This window comes from Rhizobium sp. 18055 (genome assembly GCF_902706285.1).
In the GTDB taxonomy this organism is placed as follows: domain Bacteria; phylum Pseudomonadota; class Alphaproteobacteria; order Rhizobiales; family Rhizobiaceae; genus Rhizobium.
The window spans coordinates 1-591 of sequence record NZ_CACSKD010000115.1 but is presented as its reverse complement, the minus strand read 5'-3'; the positions used below and the strand labels follow the sequence as shown (position 1 = coordinate 591).

At 70.2% G+C, this 591-nt stretch carries 1 protein-coding gene; it reads left to right on the top strand.

What is annotated here, in order from left to right:
* Positions 1–591 (top strand): acetate--CoA ligase family protein (locus tag GVL52_RS31675; RefSeq protein ID WP_200847948.1); only part of this gene is annotated, 591 nt, incomplete at both ends.

The following is a 591-nucleotide window of genomic DNA, read 5'->3' as shown; positions in this document are numbered from 1 at the left end:
CCTTCGGCAACATCGCCTCGTTCTACCAGAACCAGCAATTGCTGCAGCAGACGCCGCCGCCGCTGTCGGCGCTGTCCAAGCCCGACATCGAGGGCGCGCGCCTGCTGATCGAAAGCGTGCTGGCCGAGCGCCGCCAGGTGCTCACCGAGATGGAGTCGAAGACGCTGCTGGCCGCGTTCCAGGTGCCCGTGACCAAGACGCTGCTGGCCCGCAGCGCGCACGAGGCGATGATGATCGCCACGCAGCTGGGCTTCCCCGTGGCGCTGAAGATCGATTCGCCCGACATCTCGCACAAGTCCGACGTGGGCGGCGTGGCGCTCGACATCCACAGCGGCACGGCCGCGCGCGACGCCTACACCGACATGGTGCAGCGCGTGGCGCGCCTGCAGCCGGGCGCGCGCATCAACGGCGTGACGGTGCAGAAGATGGCGCGCGCGCGGCGCGGCCGGGAGATCTGCATCGGCCTGGTGACGGACGACCCGTTCGGCCCGGTGGTCACCTTCGGCGCGGGCGGCACCATGATCGAGCTGATCGACGACCGCGCGATGGAGCTGCCGCCGCTCAACCAGTTCCTCGCGCGCCGGCTCATCG